The sequence below is a fragment of the Pseudofrankia coriaricola genome (assembly GCF_032027725.1).
Lineage (GTDB): Bacteria > Actinomycetota > Actinomycetes > Frankiales > Frankiaceae > Pseudofrankia.
Genome location: NZ_JASNFO010000032.1, coordinates 73147 through 89047 on the forward strand (window position 1 = coordinate 73147; position 15901 = coordinate 89047).

The 15901-nt window shown below is 70.1% G+C and carries 14 protein-coding genes; 7 read left to right on the top strand and 7 right to left on the bottom strand.

Annotated features, from left to right (window positions below; translation table 11 throughout):
• Positions 1 to 265 precede the first annotated feature (265 nt).
• Both QOZ89_RS17910 and miaA read left to right on the top strand, forming a co-directional pair.
• The gene (locus tag QOZ89_RS17910) at positions 266 to 919 is read left to right on the top strand and encodes a TetR family transcriptional regulator (RefSeq protein WP_312624275.1); all 654 of its coding nucleotides are present in this window, start codon (positions 266 to 268) and stop codon (positions 917 to 919) included.
• A 170-nt stretch (positions 920 to 1089) separates the two neighbouring features.
• A complete protein-coding gene (gene miaA, locus QOZ89_RS17915) occupies positions 1090 to 2016 on the top strand; it encodes a tRNA (adenosine(37)-N6)-dimethylallyltransferase MiaA (RefSeq protein ID WP_312624276.1) in 927 nt (308 codons plus the stop codon).
• A 10-nt stretch (positions 2017 to 2026) separates the two neighbouring features.
• On the opposite strand, the gene QOZ89_RS17920 is transcribed toward miaA, so the two are convergent.
• Positions 2027 to 2692, bottom strand: coding sequence for a TetR/AcrR family transcriptional regulator (locus QOZ89_RS17920; protein ID WP_312624277.1), 666 nt, complete (start codon positions 2690 to 2692; stop codon positions 2027 to 2029).
• 181 nt (positions 2693 to 2873) lie between these two features.
• On the opposite strand from QOZ89_RS17920, the gene QOZ89_RS17925 reads away from it, so the two are divergent.
• Both QOZ89_RS17925 and QOZ89_RS17930 read left to right on the top strand, forming a co-directional pair.
• Positions 2874 to 4193 (top strand): hypothetical protein, encoded by a 1320-nt coding sequence (locus tag QOZ89_RS17925; RefSeq protein WP_312624278.1) that lies wholly within the window; start codon positions 2874 to 2876, stop codon positions 4191 to 4193.
• A gap of 11 nt (positions 4194 to 4204) precedes the next feature.
• A complete protein-coding gene (locus QOZ89_RS17930; protein WP_312624279.1) occupies positions 4205 to 5713 on the top strand; it encodes an acyl-CoA reductase in 1509 nt (502 codons plus the stop codon).
• Between the two features lie 387 nt (positions 5714 to 6100).
• On the opposite strand, the gene QOZ89_RS17935 is transcribed toward QOZ89_RS17930, so the two are convergent.
• The 5 genes from QOZ89_RS17935 to QOZ89_RS17955 all read right to left on the bottom strand — a co-directional run bounded on the left by QOZ89_RS17935 (position 6101) and on the right by QOZ89_RS17955 (position 9906).
• Entirely contained in the window at positions 6101 to 6484 is a 384-nt protein-coding gene (locus QOZ89_RS17935) for a PIN domain-containing protein (RefSeq protein WP_071050938.1), read from the bottom strand.
• A complete protein-coding gene (locus QOZ89_RS17940) occupies positions 6481 to 6741 on the bottom strand; it encodes a hypothetical protein (RefSeq protein WP_071050939.1) in 261 nt (86 codons plus the stop codon). Before QOZ89_RS17940 ends, QOZ89_RS17935 begins: the two co-directional genes overlap by 4 nt.
• Before the next feature lie 229 nt (positions 6742 to 6970).
• A complete protein-coding gene (locus tag QOZ89_RS17945) occupies positions 6971 to 7228 on the bottom strand; it encodes an Rdx family protein (RefSeq protein WP_491723657.1) in 258 nt (85 codons plus the stop codon).
• Between the two features lie 178 nt (positions 7229 to 7406).
• Positions 7407 to 8279: an SDR family NAD(P)-dependent oxidoreductase gene (locus tag QOZ89_RS17950; RefSeq protein ID WP_312624280.1), complete on the bottom strand. Its 873-nt coding sequence runs from the start codon at positions 8277 to 8279 to the stop codon at positions 7407 to 7409.
• A gap of 283 nt (positions 8280 to 8562) precedes the next feature.
• Entirely contained in the window at positions 8563 to 9906 is a 1344-nt protein-coding gene (locus QOZ89_RS17955) for a cytochrome P450 family protein (protein ID WP_312624281.1), read from the bottom strand.
• A 419-nt stretch (positions 9907 to 10325) separates the two neighbouring features.
• Here QOZ89_RS17955 and QOZ89_RS17960 point away from each other — a divergent pair, with 419 nt between their 5' ends.
• Positions 10326 to 11339 (top strand): phosphotransferase family protein, encoded by a 1014-nt coding sequence (locus tag QOZ89_RS17960; protein WP_312624282.1) that lies wholly within the window; start codon positions 10326 to 10328, stop codon positions 11337 to 11339.
• A gap of 24 nt (positions 11340 to 11363) precedes the next feature.
• On the opposite strand, the gene QOZ89_RS17965 is transcribed toward QOZ89_RS17960, so the two are convergent.
• Positions 11364 to 13175 (bottom strand): SWIM zinc finger family protein, encoded by a 1812-nt coding sequence (locus tag QOZ89_RS17965; protein WP_312624283.1) that lies wholly within the window; start codon positions 13173 to 13175, stop codon positions 11364 to 11366.
• Between the two features lie 367 nt (positions 13176 to 13542).
• On the opposite strand from QOZ89_RS17965, the gene QOZ89_RS17970 reads away from it, so the two are divergent.
• Both QOZ89_RS17970 and QOZ89_RS17975 read left to right on the top strand, forming a co-directional pair.
• Positions 13543 to 15300 carry an HNH endonuclease signature motif containing protein gene (locus QOZ89_RS17970; protein WP_312624284.1) on the top strand — a complete coding sequence of 586 codons (1758 nt, stop codon included), beginning with the start codon at positions 13543 to 13545 and terminating at the stop codon, positions 15298 to 15300.
• A gap of 159 nt (positions 15301 to 15459) precedes the next feature.
• Positions 15460 to 15687 (top strand): restriction endonuclease subunit S, encoded by a 228-nt coding sequence (locus tag QOZ89_RS17975; protein WP_312624325.1) that lies wholly within the window; start codon positions 15460 to 15462, stop codon positions 15685 to 15687.
• The last annotated feature ends 214 nt before the right edge of the window (positions 15688 to 15901 follow it).

The window sequence follows — 15901 nt, forward strand, 5'->3', positions numbered from 1 at the left end:
TCCCATCCCCGGGCATCGCGACCGAAGCGGCCGGGCGGGGCTCGGCGACCCAGCTCCGTCTGGCCCGAGCCTCCGGGCCGGCGTGATCCCGGCCGCGTCGTGCCTGGTCAGAGCCGGCCACGCGGCTCGGGCCAGGTGGCGCAAGATCTCGCGGACGCCCATCGGCGAACCGGGCCGTCGGACCGCTGGACCACTGGACCACTGGCGGACGGCGGTCAGCACAAGATCGAAACGGTGGCGGTCCGCTCTGCGTATGGTTTCCGTGATGGAACCCGACCGAACGCGTACCCCGCCCCGCCAGCGGGCGACGCTTGTCAACACGAGGTCACGGGAGACTCGGCTGGCGCTCATCCGCGCCGCCCTTCGCCTTTGGAGCGAGGGTGACTTCGACGTGGCGTACGAAGCGAGCACCGTGGCTGATATCGCCCAGGCCGCCGGGGTCACCAGGGGAACCTTCTATTTCCATTTCGCCAACAAAGAGGCGATTCTCCTCGAGATGAGCTCGGCGACGATCCAGGCGATGATCGACCAGGTCGAGGTCGGCGCCGCGCAAGGCGTCCCCCTGCGCTCGTTGAGCGAGCAGGTGATGGCCTCGATGGCTCGGCGCGTTGTTCGCACGCCCAAGGCAGCCGCGTTGCGGGCGGGCTCCCTCGGCTTCACGGCGCGGGCGGACGGGGGGACCCCGGCGAGCCCTCGCCTGAGTGTCGCCTTTGAATCCCTCCTCCGCTACGGCAAGGAACGCGACGAGCTGAGCGCGCGGATCGATGTGGAAGAGGTCGCCGCGATGATGACCGCCGTGACAATGGAGGCGATCATACGCTGGGGGGCGGGAGACCGCTCCGCGTCCTGGTTGGGCCAGACGCTCCGTGACCGGGTGGCCGTCATCCTGCGCGGTATCAGCCACACGGATGACAGCTAGCGGGCATTGGCGGAGGCGCCGCTTGGGAACTGGTGATTGGGCCCTGGCGCGGAAGACCGGTGGACGCGGCGATGGTGGCACGGTTCAGCCCTGTGCTGGGCAATCTGTGGAGTATCGTGGCGGGCAGCTCGTCGTCGTGACCTGGGCGCGCGGAAGAGATAGGAAACCCGGTGACATCCGAACCGAAAAGAAAACTGGTGGTCATCACGGGGACCAACGCGTCCGGGAAGAGCATGCTGGGGGTGGAGCTGGCGAGGCACTTCGGCGGCGAAGTGATATCCGCGGACTCCCGGCAGGTGTACAGGCACCTTGACATCGGTACCGGAAAACTAACATCCGACGAGATGAGAGGTGTTCCACACCATCTGATCGACGTGGCCGACATCGGTGACAGGTTTTCGGTCGCGGATTTCCAGGCGATGGCATATGCCCTGACGGACGAGATCTCGGAGCGGGGCAGGCTGCCTTTCATCGTCGGCGGTACCGGACTCTACGTGCGGTCCGTCGTCGAGGGCTACCAGCTGATCTCGGTTCCTCCCGACTGGGATCGGCGGAACGCGCTGGAAGCCCTCACCGACGAACAGCTGCGCGAACGTCTCAGCGGTCTCGACGACACCGCGCTGGAGCGCGTGAGCGGGGACAACCGCCGAAGAATGATCCGGGCCATCGAGATCCTGGACAGTGGTTTCGCCTATCCGCCCGACCGCCCGAACGAGCCTCGATACAACGTCCTGCAGCTCGGCCTCACCTGGCCCACCGAGGTTCTCAGGAGAAGAGTCGACCAACGCCTGAAGGACCGGCTGGCCGCCGGCATGGTCGACGAGGTAAGAGCGATTCTCGACAAGGGACATTCCGCCGACGAACTGGATTCCCTCGGCCTGGAGTACCGTCACATCGTCCGCCTGATCAGGGGAGAATACCAGTCAGAGGACGAGCTGTACGAGAACCTACGCAGGGCGATCTACAGGTTCAGCAGACAGCAGATGGTCTGGTTCCGGCGGGACACGGCGATTCACTGGCTCGACTGCGAGCAGAACTACTTCGACGAGGCGCGCGGGCTGATCGAGTCATTCATCGGGTCGCCCAGCGCACAGTAGGCGCGGCCGTTCAGCTACGCAGGGCGCGCAGGAAGAGGCGGACGGCGGTCTCGACGCGGCGGTCCACCTCGGCCGGGTCGGGCACGACGCCGAACGAGGCGAGCCGGGCGGGCGCGCTGGAGACCATGCCGACATAGAGGTCGGCCAGCGTGTCGGCGTCGTCGGTGAGGGTGATCGCGCCGGTGGCGGCGTGCCGGCGCAGCAGGTCGGCCACCAGCCGCTGGCGCGGTGAGCCGCCGGCCGCGCCGACCTGGATCCGGCGGGCAAGCTCGGGGAACCGGTCGGCCTGGGCGATCGCGATCCGGCTGACCTTGACCATCGACGGGTCGAGCGCACGACGCAACGCCGCCTGGCCGATCGCGGTGAGCGCGCCCGCCAGGTCGTCGAGGTCGGGTGGCTCGGGCTCCGGCAGCGGCCAGTCGGGCCGGCCCATGGCCCAGCCGAACACCGAGGTGAACACGGCGTCCTTGCTCGGGAACCGGGCGTAGAGCGAGGCCTTCGTCGTCCCGGCGGCCTGCGCGATGGCCTCCATCGAGGTGCCCTCGTAGCCGTTCTCCAGGAACAGCCGCAGGGCGTGTTCGCGGACGTCCCGGTCGAGCTGGGCGGCCTCCTCGCGGGTCGGCCGGCCGCCACGGCGCGACGCGGGCGTCGGCCGCGCGTCCGGTGGGGACGTCATGACCGCCAGTCTGGCAGATCCGTCGGCGGATCCCGCCGATAACTAGACTCACCAGTCTGGTTAAAACTAGACTGCCCGGTGTAGTAACCCGGCCGGGAACGGCACCGACCTCGGCACCGGCCGCCGCACCGATCACGAACACCGACCGCGGCCTCGGCACCGACCGCAGAAGAGGGGCGTCATGTCCGTGACAACCAGGACGGCCAGCCAGCCGGCCGCGCTCGGCGAGGCCACCGTGGCGGCGCTCGACGCCCGATTCCAGGAGCGCCTCCAGCAGGTGCCGGTGCTCGCGCAGCGCGCGAAGGCCGAGGGCGTCGAGGAGATCCGCTCCGCGCAGGACATGGTCCCGCTGCTGTTCCCGCACACGACCTACAAGAGCTACCCGGAGACGATCGTCACCAAGGGGCGGTGGAAGCAGCTGAACCGCTGGCTCGACTCGGTGTCGACCTACCGCGTCGCGGACGTGGACGTCACGGGCGTCGAGGATCTCGACGGCTGGATCGCGCGGCTCGAGGACCACGGCCACCTGGTGTCCAGCTCGTCCGGCACGTCGGGCAAGGCGTCGTTCCTCAACAAGACCATGGCCGACCGCGAGGCCTCCGGCCAGAACCTGCTCGACAGCCTGACCTGGCTCGGCATGCCGCCGGCCAGGGAGTGGCACGTCGTCCCGGTGGGGCCGGACACGGGCATCAGCTCGGCGATGTACATCCGCGACATCTTCCTGAGCAACTACCGCCGGGACGACGCGCTCCCGCTGCCGGAGTCGAAGCCGGTCACCGACCACCACAGGTACATGGCCCGTCTCGGCGCGATGCGCCGGGCGATCGCGGACGCCACCGCCTCACCGGACGAGGTCGCCGCGTTCGAGGCAGAGGGCGCGGCCAGGCAGGCTGGCGTCGAGGACCGTCTCCAGTTCCTGGCCGAGCAGGTCATCGCCCACAAGGACGAGAACATCTTCTTCAACTCGATGTTCCCGATGCTCTACCGCCTCAACGAGATCCTGCGGGAAAAGGGCGTCCAGCCCGGCGATGTCACCGGGGCCAACGGCCTTCAGGTGGCAGGCGGGTTGAAGGGCATGACCCTTCCGCCCGACTACCGCGAGCGCATCTTCGAGCTGCTCAACATCCAGCCGAGCCGCTTCCTGCACTACTACGCGATGCAGGAGGTCAACCTGCGCAGCGTGAAGTGCCTGTCCGGCCGTTACCACGTGCCGCCGGGGCTCACCCTGTTCGTGCTCGACAAGAACGGCGAGGCGCTCGCGCCGCTCTCCGACGGCCAGGCCGAGGGCCGGGCCGCCTTCTTCGACTTCTCCGTCGACGGCCGCTGGGGCGCCACCATCAGCGGAGACAGGATCATCGCCGATTTCGGCACCTGCTCCTGCGGCCGGGAAGGGCCGACCGTCGCCGAGGACATCACCCGCTACAAGGACCTCCCGGACGGGGACAAGATCACCTGCGCCGGCACCATGGACGCCTACGTCCGCGGCTTCATCGACAACTGAGGGAGCGGCACATGACCATCACCGAATCCACCGCCGCGACCGCCACAGCCGTCAACACCGCCGCTGTCTCCCCGTCTCCCTCTCCCTCTCCCGGCCTCGCGCCGTCCGAGCCGGCGAAGCCGAAGAAGCTGAAGGTCCCGCACGTCATCCGCGGCCGGGTCGTCTGGGGCGAGGACGTCGAGTACCTGTCACGCGACTTCGGCGTGCCGTTCGTGACGCCGCGGATCAACTTCAACGAGCTGATCACGCCGCGCACGGAACAGGGCCCGGCGTTCGACGTGCCGCTGACCGACATCATCGACTACCTCGTCGAGGTCGCCCAGCATCTGGAACTGGAGAAGAACCCCTATCTGCAGGAGTCGCTGGAGCTCACGGCGCAGGTCAGCCAGATGCCCCGGCGGATGATCGAGAACACCTTTCGCCGGCCCGGCCAGTTCCTCACCCGGCAGGCCATCGAGTTTCGTCTCGAGAAGACGTTCCGCGACCCGCGGGTCCTCGACGGCTGGGCGGAACACACCGACCCGCACGGCCGGACGACCCGGATCCGCGCGTTCCCGCCGCGGCTCGTGCACATGCTCGCCGGCAACTCCCCGTCCGGCGCGATGACGTCGATCGCCGACGCGGCACTGGTCAAGGCCATCAACGTGTTCAAGCTGCCGTCGGCCGACCCGTTCACCGCCGTCGCCGTGCTGCGCACGATGGCCGACATCGACCCCGAGCACCCGGTGCTGCGCTCGATGTCGGCGGTGTACTGGCGCGGCGGCGACGCAAAGATCGAAAATATCCTCTACCGGGCCCAGTACTTCGACAAAATCGTCGGCTGGGGCGGCGGGGCCGCGATCAACAACATCATCAAGTACACCGGTCCGGGTTTCCACCTGGTCGCCTTCGACCCGAAGGTCTCGATGGCGATCGTCGGGCGCGAGGCGCTCGCCTCGCAGGAGTCCATGCGTGAGGTCGCCGAGCTCGCGGCGGCCGACGCGACGGTGTTCAACCAGGACGCCTGCCTCGCCGCCCGGCACATCGCCGTCGAGTGCGACGCCGACGACGACGAGGAGCTGGAACGCCTCGACCGGTTCTGCGCGCTGCTGCGCGAGCGGCTGAACGTCGACCGGGAGTTCGCCAGCGCCGTCGGACCGGCCACGCCGAGCGACATCCGGGAGGCCGTCGAGGGCATGCGCTTCCTCGAACCCGACTACCGGATCTGGGGCGAGTACGACGGCTCCGGCCTCGTCGTCCGCTCCCCCGAGCCGGTCGACTTCCACCCGACGAATAAGACCGTCAACGTCATCCCCGTCGCCTCGCTGACGGAGGCGACCCACTTCGCGAACGTCGCGACCCAGACCGTCGGCGTCTACCCGCCGGCGCGCAAGGCCGAGATCCGCGACCTGCTCGCCACCGCCGGCGTGCAACGGGTCGTCAGGCTAGGCAGCGCGATGACCGGCACGATGGGCAACCCACACGACGGCATGTACCCCCTGCACCGCTTCGTCAACTGGGTCGCCGACGACGACGCCTGAGGCGGTCCCGTGCCGGACGCTTCGCGCCCGACACCGGGCGCCGCCTGTCGGGGCGAGACGCTGGGCGCGCTCGCCCCGTGTCGGGCGCTGAGCGCCCTCCCCGCGTGGTCCCGGGCCCTGGCATATGACGGTGGTATGGCTGGGACCGGGCTGACGAGGTGGCTGGGTAGGTACTGCGCCAATGCGCCGTCACCAGCCGTGGCTGGACATCCGAGCCCATGGGAAGTCTGTCGGGCGCCTAGGGCGCCCTCCCTGCGTGGTTCCGGACCCTGGCATATGGTGGTGGCCGGGCTGGGTCCCGATCGGCGAGGTGGTCGCGTTGGCACCAGCGCTGAGGCGCCGTCACCAGTGGTGGCTGGGTTGCGCACTTTGCTCGCCAGAACGGCGTCAGGCTGCTGTCAGGTCGATGACCTCGAACGGCTGGCCCTTCCATCGGGCCGGATCAGCTGTGGCGATCTTTGCCCCCACCGGCCGCTCGGGGCTCGGCCCGGCGGCGTGGCGGGTGTGTGCCGTTGCCCAGCTGGTGTCGCGCGCGACGGCAAGCGCGGCCGAGAAGGTCAGGTCGAGGATAACGATGTCGCGAAGAGACGCGATGTGCTCGGCGATGCCGCGTCGGACCCTGTCCGCCTCCACCAGCGCGCAGGTTGGAGCGTATAGGTGCCAGCCGGGGAGGTTGTGCGCGTTGTGAATCAACGTGGACGCGACGATGTTGCCGCGCCCAGCAGCAAGCATCGCCGAATCGTCAAAGACAACATGGTGCTGCGCCATCATCGGGTCGTCTTCGCCCGGGCAATGCGCCGCTCGAGGTCTGCCTGATGCTCGGCCAGTTCCTCGTCGGTCGGGTCATAGCCGTTCCACGCCTTGAGGATGGCGCGGGCCTCGGTCGCCCGGGCGGCATGCTCCTCCGGCGTAAGGAGGGAGTTGGCGAACCTGGCGAGATAGGTGCGCAACGACATGCCCTCGGCCTCCGCGGCCCGAGCGAGCACGTCACGCACCTCGACCGGGACGCTGATGATGGCGTCAGCCATGTGCTGCCTCCTCGGTGCGACACCGACTCTGCGCGGGTACAAATCCCCGCCCACGTCGGAATCGTCCACGACCGGCTCTGCCATTGACAAGGCGTGGGTCACGTCCGCCTCCCCCTGTCCGCTATGGACTGATGACTACGTCACTGTCGAGTAAGACAGTACTCGCTACGGCCAGTAAGATCAAACAGCTGTCACCAGGCTGTGGATGAGTGTTCAGGCGGGGTCGGGCTCAGGCATCCGAGTGGCCCAGGGAGCGTCCGGGGGCGACGAGGTCGCGGACGGCGCGCTTCACCGCGGTCGGCTCGGGGAAGCCCTGCGCGCGCCGGTCCCAGACCACGGCGCCCTCGACCCGGACGACGAACACCCCGCCGGTGCCGGGGACGAGCGCCACGGCGCCGAGGTCGGTCTCGAACGTCGAGAGCAGCTCCTGCGCGAGCCAGGCGGCGCGAGGCAGCCACCGGCACCGCGTGCAGTACTCGATCTCCAGCCTCGGCTTCGCCGCGCCTGCCGGCGTCCCGGCCGATGGCACTGGACCGGCCGGCTCCAGGTCGGCCCGATCAGTCGGCGCGCCGTCATTCGCGGAGGACACCATCGGCACGCTACCCGGCGGGGAGGCGGCGGGCCCGGCCGCGTCACTCCGTGTGTGGTCGGCCCGACCTGCCGGCTCAGCCTGCTGACCCGCCGCGGGAGGCGGCCGCCTGGTCCACGTCGGCGAGCACGGCCGCGAGGCGGGCGCGCGCGGGCCGGAAGCTGTCGGTGTGGGTGAGGATGCGTACCCGGCCGGCCTCGATGCCGGCGATCGAGATCTCGGCGACCTCGGCGGCGGTGAGCACCTCGCCGGGGATCGGCAGCGGGGAGCCCGCGTCGTCCGGGGCCGGCGGCTCGGACGTCTCGGCGCCGTCGGGGCGGATCGCCGCCGACGTCGCGACGAGCGAGGTATCCACCAGGCCCGGGCAGAGGGCGCTCGCGCCAACCTCGGGCGCCGCCGCGCGCAGCTCCGCGTCGAGGGTCTCGGTGAGGCCGACGACGGCGTGCTTGACCGTGCTGTACGGGCCCAGGCCGGGTAGCCGCATCAGCCCGGCGGCGGACGCGGTGTTGAGGAAATGGCCGCGGCCCTGGGCGATCATCGACGGGGCGAACGACCGCACTCCGTTGGCGACGCCGAGCAGCAGGACGTCGATGAGCCACCGCCAGGTCTGCGGCGTCTGCTCCCACATCGGCGCCTGCCTGCCGACCACGCCGGCGTTGTTGCAGACGACGTCGACCCGGCCGAACCGTTCGAGGGTGGTGTCGGCGAGGGCCTGGACGGCGTCGGGGTCGCTGACATCGGTGGTGACCGCGGCGACGCCGGCGCCGGCCGCGGCGAGCGCCTTCGCGTGGGCGTCGGCCAGGGCCTCCACGGCGCGGTCCAGCGGCTCGGGACGCACATCGGCGAGCACGACTGACAGCCCGCGGGTGGCGAACGCCCCCGCCAGCGCGTACCCGATCCCGCTCGCGCCCCCGGTCACCACCGCGACCTGCCCGGCTTCGATCTTCACTGCCCATTCACTCCCGCCAGCCGGCGCTAGAACAGATTGCGACGATACGACGCCCCAGCCCTCGGGCGCCCGACTTCCAGAAGCCTTGACCACCGACCGACGCGGAACAGCCGACTTCGATACCCCGAGCCGGCTGCGGCCGGTGCACTCCGGCAACGCCGGGGAGCCGTCAGGACGTGGTCCTCCTCAGGACGAGGTGACGTCAAGGGTGACGTGACGTGACGTGACGAGGTGACGTGACGGGGTGACGGGGTGACGGGGTGACGTCAAGAATGGGCTGCCGTCAGGACGAGGTGAAAACGACGGGCATGGCCATCAGGCTGCGTACGACCACGGTGGGCTGCCAGGCGAGCGCGCCGGCCGGCACGGCCGGGGTGATGTCGGGGATCCGGTCGAGCAGCACGGTGACGGCGGTGCGCGCGACCGTCTCGGCTACGTCCTGAGAGGCGTACGGGCAGCGATGCGGCCCGCTGCCGAACGCCAGGTGCGCCTGACTGCCGCCGGGTCCGGCCAACTGGTCCGGGCGCACCTGCGGGTCGGCGTTCGCCGCCGCGACGGACAGCACCAGCAGGTCGCCGCGCCGAATGTGCTGCGTCCCCAGATGGACCGGACGGGTCGCCCAGCGGCCGAACGCGTTGGAGAACGGCGGGTCCTCCCAAAGCACCTCGGCCAGGGCCTGCGCGACGGAGCGCCGCCCGCCCGCGATCGTCACCGCGAACCGGGGATCGGTGAGGATCAGCCGCAACGCGTTCCCGATCCAGGCGGTCGTCTTGGCCTGGCTCATCAGGAGCAGCATGATCAGATCCTCGAACACCTCGTCGTCGGTGAGCGCCACCGGATGGGCGGCGAGTCTGGACAGCGTGTCCGCTCCCGGGTTCGCCCGGCGCGCGGTCGTGTACGGGCGCACGATGGCCCGCAGCCGCGCCTCCGCCGCGTGCGCCTCGCCGGCCTGCATGAGCATGGCGGTCACATCGGCCAGGAATGCCGCTGTATCCGCCGGCGGAAGCGCAAGCAGCGTCGCCCCCGCCGCCATCGGGATCCGCGCGGCGTACTGACCAATCAGGTCGGCCTTCCCGTCGCCCGCGAAGGCGTCGATCAGCCCGTCGGCGATCCGCTCGCAACGCCCCGCCAGCTCGAACAGGTCGACGGCGCCCAGCGCGTCGTCGACCGCGGCGGAATGCCGCCCGTGCTCGGCGCCGTCCGTCGAAAGAATCGTGTCGGTCCAGGCGACGGGCGGGCGCAGCGGCCAGTGCGGCGGCGCCAGGTCCCAGGCATTCCACGTCCGCGAGTCCTTGCCGAACAGATCGGGCTGGCCGGCGACGTAGTGCAGCTCCCGGTAACCGATCACCAGCCAGGCCGGGACGTCGTCATCCAGCAGCACCGGGGCGACCGAGCCATGCCGTGCCCGCAGCCGCTGGTAAACAGCATGTGGGTCGCGGTGGAACTCCTCCCCGTATAACCGGGTGGCGCCCACATGGGCCGGGTAACGGCGCGCCAGCTCGGCGGCACCCGTCGACGGCTCCCAACCGCGCCGGGCATGGCTCGTCCGGGTCGCATCGGGCTCCGTCGGCGGCAGGGTCGACGGCAGGGTCGACGGCGCCGGGACATGCACGTTCGCGTCGGTCATCGCGCCTCCTTCAGCGGGTCGCGGCCGGTCGGCCGGGGCGGCCATTCCCGTCGCGATTGCGCCCCCACAGCCGCGCCGCTGCGCGCGACCGGCCGAGAGTGACCGGTCGAGAGTGACCGGTCGAGAGTGACAGGGTTGGCACCCAGCGTCCCAGCAATCACCACCACCCGCCCAAAACGCGATCAATTAGGCGTCAGCTGCGGACAGCCCCTCCGAACTCACGGCGGCCCGTTGCCAGCGGGGCACTGATGGCTGCGACACTGCTAGGTGCGGCAGTTCCATGCCGACGCGGACACGATCAGCCGAGCAAGGAGGCGGGGTCAGTGGGAGACGACCATCCGGAACCGCGTCGCCGTCGGATGCGGGAATTCGCGGCTGGCGCCGGTGGTAGGTCAGCGGCTGGAGCCAGTGGCAGGTCAGTGAATCGGCACGAGCTGTACCGGGCGGCAGTGGCCAGCTCGGAGCGGATGGCCGGGTTTTACCACCAGAACGTGCGGGTGGAGACGCCAGACGGGCCGGTGGTTGTGCGGATCCAGATCGCGGACGCCGACCGGATGGACCTGACGATCTGGCCAGAGGCCGGCGTACTGCGAGCCGTCGGGCCGGCAGTCGCCCGGGTGCCCCGGCTGCTGCACGCAAGCGCAAATCCCGATTACCAGTTGGTGGACTGGATCGACGGCGATTTGCTCGACGACGTCGCGCCGGAAGGCACTCGGGTGCCCGGGCATGTGATCGGTGACATCGGGAGACTGTTCGCGCAGCTTGGCACGGTGTCGTTGGAGCGGCTACCGCCGCTGCCCGATGGCTGGCCCGCCGACGGCGACACGGCCGCCTTCGCCCACCGGCTCTCCGACATCACCGCCGGCGTACACGCGAGATTCCTCGACGAGTTCGGCGACCTGTTCACCGCGCTCGGCTTTCCCGCGGACCCGCTCGAGGCGGTTCTCGAACGCTGGCAGAGCCTCTCCCCCAGACCGTTCCGACTGCTCCACACCGACATCCACCGCAAGAACCTGATCGTGGACGCCGGCAAAACCTACTTCCTCGACTGGGAACTCGCTCTCTGGGGGGATCCTCTCTGTGACCTGGCCGTCCATCTCCACAAGATGGCCTACCTGCCCGACGAGGAGCAGTCCGCCCGGGCCGACTGGCTCGCCGCCGTCCCGTCCGAGGCCGCGACCGAATGGGCCCGAGACCTCGCCACCTACCTCGCTCACGAGCGAGTGAAGTCGGCGGTCGTCGACACCGTCCGCTATGCCAAGCTCCACGCCGCCGGCACCGAGACCCCAGCGACCGAGGCCACGCTCATCGACAAGCTCACCGCGAAACTTCGCGGCGCCCACGCCAGCTGGCTTACCAGCCACGTCGTGGAGAGCGCCGAGGTCGAACGCCGCCTTCGCGCCTGGCGCCCACCCCGGCCCGACACGCGATGATGCGAGGCCTCAGGCCCGAGAGGTTCAGGGGCGCGGGACGCCGGCGAGGTTGAGTTCGTCCTGGAAGGCGGGCCGGTTCCGGTGATCCTGGCGGAGCCGCAGCGCGTAGGCGCGGTACGCGTCCTCGGTGCCGGCCCGCTGGTGCCAGGTCCCCAGCTCCCGGACCAGGCGCGCGACCGCCGCGTAGGCCCGCCGGTCGCTCGCCCCGGAGCGCGCCTGGTCGATCTCCCGTACGAGGATAGGGATCGACGCGACCGGGTGGGTGGCCGCGCGGGCCCGGGCCAGGCGCAGCCAGGCGCCCCTGTCGCAGCCGCCGCGCTCGGCCGCGGCCCAGGCGGCCTCGGGGTCGCCTTCCCAGAGCAGCACGTCGACGAGCTGGGTGTTTCCCTGGCCGGCGTGGACCTCGCCAGCGGGCCACGGTCCGGACGCGGCCGGCCGCTCGAGCAGCTCGACCGCCCGCGCGCGCCACTGGTCCCAGCCGGGCAGCGGGCGCAACTGCTCGGCGAACCGCTGGTAGGTCGGAAGCGACGGCCGCGCCCGGAAGCACTCCCATTCGACGTCGGCCGCCTCGGCGGGCCGCCCCGCGCGGCGCAGGATCTCGGCGGTCGCGTGGCCGACCCGCTGGTCGTACCTCTCAGGGAACTCCTTGTCGGCCTCGCGCAGCCAGCGCAGTGCCTCGTCGAACTGGCCGTCGGCGCTGAGAACGTTGGCTATGCGGAGGAACCGGTCGGCGGTGGCCAGGTCCTTGGAGAGGGTCTCGACCTGCTCGGCGACCGTCAAGGTGAACCCCAGCCGCAGCCGTTCCAGGGTGCTCCGCCGGGAGCTGTAGTCGGACCGGTCACCGGGCCTGAGGTCCGGCAGTGCCGCCCAGGATGCCTCGACCAGCTCCTTGTGCCGCCGCAGCCCGGCGTCCCCGAGGATCTCGGCATAGTCCGCCGCCAGGTTGGTGAAGACGTCCCACTGGCTGTCGATCGCGAGCCGCGTCATCCGTTCGGCCAAGGCGACGGGTTCGGGGCGCGCGGCCTCGCAGGCCCGGAGGTGCACCTCCTGGGCGCTGTCCAGCAGGCCGGTGGTCTCGCCGTCCTGGTCAACGATCTCCACGGCCTCGTCGATCAGCCGCATCGCCTCCTCGGCCAGCTCGACCGCCGCGGCCGCCATGCCCTCCTCGGTGAACGTGTCGATCGACCCGAGGATCTCCTGGGCGCCGGTCACGTAGTCCCAGGCGTCGCCCCACTCGAAGTTCCTGGGCGGCGTCAGCGTCATTTCCAGCTGGCGGCGGAACCCGGCCAGGTCGACACCGCTCGGGCTGCTCCGGCTCGCCAGTGCCTCCCACTCTGCCCGCAGTTTCGGATCGCGCCTGGCGACCAGCAGCAGGCGCTCGACCAGCCATTCCCTGGGCTGCGCCGTGAGGAAGGCCGCGAGATCCGCGTCGCGCCGCTGGCCGGCCGCGGCCAGATAGGAGCCGAGGCCGCCCGGGCCCGCGTCCGATTCCGGGTCCAGCCAGTCCGGCAGGCCCGCGGCCGGCTTCACGTCCACCTCGGCCGCGGGCGGCTCGTCGCCGGCCATCTCCAGCCACTCCAGGACGGTGGCGACGGCGTGCTTGCAGAACTCGCCATCTCGTCCCAGCGGGCACGAGCACTCCGCCGTCAGGCCGTCACGCCCTAGCTCGGCCCGCACCCGATAGGTGCGGGTCCCGAACACAGTCGCCTCCGCCGACGTCCCATCGACGACGATCTTGATGACGGCACCCCGCCGGTGATAGTCGACCCCGCGGTCGTAGTACAGCTCACCGGCAAGATCCCGGACGATGGCGGAATCCAGCACCAACCGAGTCACGCTTCCGATCATCCCGCCCTCGCCCACCCATGCCGACACCGCCTCTCCGAAGAGCGGGCCGTTCCGGAGGGCTCGCCGTTCGCACCGCCGAGGACCCGGGTCCGAGCGCCGCCCGTCCACCGGCTCCAGTCCTGATCGACGACGAAACCGATCAGATCGCGGAGGTGGGGCCGTCCATCACCCATGTAGCCGGAAGCCGGTCCGCTTTCCGGCGCTATTGGCCGCGACGGTGCCACCGACTGCCAATTCTTCAGCATTGTCACGTCACACCTCCAACAATTTCTCTCGGCTTCCTAAAATTCGGGGGTGCACACCCCCCCAAAGACAAGAACTGGACATACGTTCGAATTCATGATTCCGTTGAGGCATGCCCGCGCTGCCCGTTCCCGAGGAACCGGATGGCCGGCCCGCCCAGGTGTGGTCCAGGCCGGACACCGGAATCCCTCAGGCTCCGTCTGACGCCAACCAAGATGGTGTCGCAGAAAATGGGCACGAGAACTACGCGGCGGTATCCGAAGGCGGTGTTTTCGACGCCGGTAACGGCGGCGACGGTGCCGGGTTCGGCGGGCGGCATCATGTACTGGCCGAGCTGGACGGGGTCGTCGGCGGGCTGAAGACGCTGGCCGGAGCGAACCTGTGGGCGCTGTCCCACGCGGAGGCGCTGGAATTCCTGGGTGCCGCGGAGCGGGCCGGCCGGCTGCTGGCCTCGGTCCTGTTCGCGGCGGTCCGGGACCTGGGTGGCCGGGACCTGCGCGGTGTGTTCGGCGAGGAGGACCTGCCCTCGACGGCGGAACTCCTGCGCTGGCAACTGAAGATCCGCCCCGCCGACGCCCGGCGCACCGTCGACCTGGCCCGCGACCTCGACCTCACCTACCCACGCACCGGCCACGCCCTGGCCAGTACGGCGATCAGCCGCGACCAGGCCACCGTCATCGTCACAGCGCTGCGAGCACTCCCGGCGGACACCCCATCCGAGCAGCGCGACTGGGCCGAACAGTTCCTGCTCACCCAGGCAGAAACCCTCGACGCCGGCGACCTCGCCGCCCTCGGCAAGACGATCCGCGCCCGCCTACAGGACCAGCTACACCCGCCCGGCTCGGACCCCCACGACGACGGCGACCAGACACGACGCCGCGAGCTACACCTGACCGACCAACCCGACGGCACCACCCGCATCCACGGCACCCTCGACGCCGACGGCGCCGCCGCCCTGCGCGCCGCCCTCGAACCCCTCGCCAAGCCCAGACCCCTCGGCGAGAACCCGGAAGATCACCGCACCATCCCACAGCTGCGCGCCGACGCCCTCATCGAGATCACCGAACGCGTCCTGGGCACCGGCACCCTACCGATCTCCCGCGGCACCCGGCCCCACCTCACCGTCACGACCACGATCGACGCGCTACTCGGCAAGGACAGCGCCATCCCGGCGACCACCGGGCATGGCCTGCCGCTATCCCACGCCACCCTGGAACGAATCTGCTGCGACGCCCATCTCACGCATATCCTTCTCTCCCAGGAGGGAATACCGCTCGAGCTGGGCCGCACCCGCCGTCTTGTGCCACCGTCGCTACGCCGCGCCCTGGTCGTCCGGGACGGCGGGTGCACGTTTCCTGGTTGTCAGAAGAACGCTGCCTGGACAGACGCACACCACATCGTTCACTGGCTTTCCGGCGGCGAGACAAACCTCGACAACCTCGCCCTGCTGTGCGGTTTCCACCACCGGGTCGTGCATCGCGGAGAATGGGCCGTCTCTATCGGGTTGGACGGCCACCCATACTTCGTCCCGCCCTACTCCGTCGATCCCCAACGCAAGCCCCGCCGAAATCCCCTACACCGCAGCTTCGACCATCTTTACGCCGGAATCTGGGAACCCCCAGCCCGCGCGGGCGACGCTCGCTCCGGCGACAACCCGGTGCGCCCGCCCGCCGACGACTGCTGCGCCAGCGAGACGGCCACTTGCCCCGAGGCAGGCCGGCCCGACGACCGCTCGAACGCCCTCTTCGACGACACCTTCCTCGGCGAGGACGACGAGGACCGCGAGCACGACGACAGCGCACCGGCAACCGGCACCGGCCCGTCGACCAGCCACCCCGCCAGCGGACCAGCACCCGGTCCGCCAGCCTGACCTCCAGGCGTGGGGACGAGGTCGACCTGCGCCACATGGGCCGCTGGCCCTACCTGGAGCACGGAGACCGGTCGCGCAAGCTGCTGGTCGAGAAACCGCGGACCATGCCGCGGATAGGCCCGTGGGAGCCACTACCTCCGGCAGCGGGCAGTACAGGAACTGCTCGTTCGTCGAGGCAGCGGAACCGCGGCCCCCTCAGTCTCCGCGCGTAACCTCCGGCAGCTCAGCGTGCCGGTGCCGCCTCTGGCGACGCAGCGGGCGATCGTTCAGGTCCTGGACGCGTTCGATGAGAAGATCTCGGCGCACCAGCGCATCAGCCAGGTCACCACCGACCTTCGTGATCTGCTCGCGCCCCAGTTCCTGACCGGGGCCATTCGCCCAGCGTGAGCCACTCTGGGCCAGCGATCTGGCAGGGACCGAGCGGAGTAGCTGTTCCGGGAGCATCTTCGAGACCATGAACGACCGCGGTCTCAAACTGACGCCAGCCGACATACTCAAGAGCTACCTCCTGTCGAAGATCGACGACAGCGAGCCGCGGCAAAAGGCCGGTGATCTGTGGCGCAGGCGCGCAACGTCAGCCCCAGCCCGAGTGAGTGACAGT